We start from the raw sequence: 973 nt of genomic DNA, 5'->3' as shown, positions 1-973 counted from the left end.
CGCACTGCCGATTCGGCTACCAATTCGGCTACTGGCTCGGCAGCCGAATCGGCTGTGCGCCCGCGGCGCGGTAACGTGCCCGCGCCGGCTGGCGGAGGTGGGCAGTGGACGGACGAGGGTGGATCATGAGCCGGCTGCGTGCAGTCGTGTCCACGACCGTTGCGATCGTTGCCGCGACGGCTGGACCGGGAACGTCCAGGCAGGGGGTGCCCGAACCGCCGGACGCCCCGACCGATCCGGGGTCCTGGCCACAGCCGCGCCTGTGGCGGGCGGCCGGACGGGCTCTGCTGGCAAAGCTGATCGCGGAGTTCTCCTACGAGGAGCTCCTGCGTCCGGAACCCGCCGCGGACACCGCAAACTCCGCGGACCTGCCTTCGGCCGCGCCCACGGTGGCACGCGTCGGGCGCGGCGAACCGTCCAACTACCGGCTGACCTGCGGTGAGGTCGCCTACACGTTCACCGCCAGGCGCGGCACGTTCGGCACCTGGTGGTTGGACGCATCCTCGCTGCGTCGCGAGGGTGAGCCGGGCCGGACAGGCGACCGCCCGGCACCCGCGGATGATCCGGTGCGCTTCGTCCTGGACGCCGCGGACCTACTCGGCTGGCCGGACGACGTCACCGCGGATGTCGTCCGCGAGCTGACCGCGACCCACGCCGCGGACATATGCCTGCTCGCCGGCGCCCGGTCGGCCACCAGCCTCGCGGACGCGAGTTACACCGAGCTCGAGGGCTTCGCCACCGGGCATCCGTGCATGGTCGCGAACAAGGGACGGCTGGGCTTCGGCCTCGCCGACGTGGACCGCTACGCCCCGGAGGCACGTAACCCGCTGAGGCTACTGTGGGTAGCAGTACATCCGGATCTGGCCACGTTCACGGCCGCCGGCTTCACGACCGCCGGACCATCCGGGCCCTCCGGTGGTTCGGCTGCCGGGCCGTCCGGTGGGGGTGACCCGGACACGCCCGGCGACGGCGT

1 protein-coding gene is annotated in these 973 nt (G+C 72.5%); it reads left to right on the top strand.

The genetic code is table 11. The annotated features are described in order from the left end of the window. Positions 1–125: 125 nt before the first annotated feature. The coding region (locus tag DD1DGNOD_RS28740; RefSeq protein WP_283234653.1) for an IucA/IucC family protein at positions 126–973 on the top strand (848 nt) is incomplete at its 3' end.

The organism is Candidatus Protofrankia californiensis, assembly GCF_900634765.1.
Lineage (GTDB): Bacteria > Actinomycetota > Actinomycetes > Frankiales > Frankiaceae > Protofrankia > Protofrankia californiensis.
The sequence above is the reverse complement of the archived record's forward strand: the minus strand, read 5'-3'. Positions and strand labels throughout refer to the sequence as shown.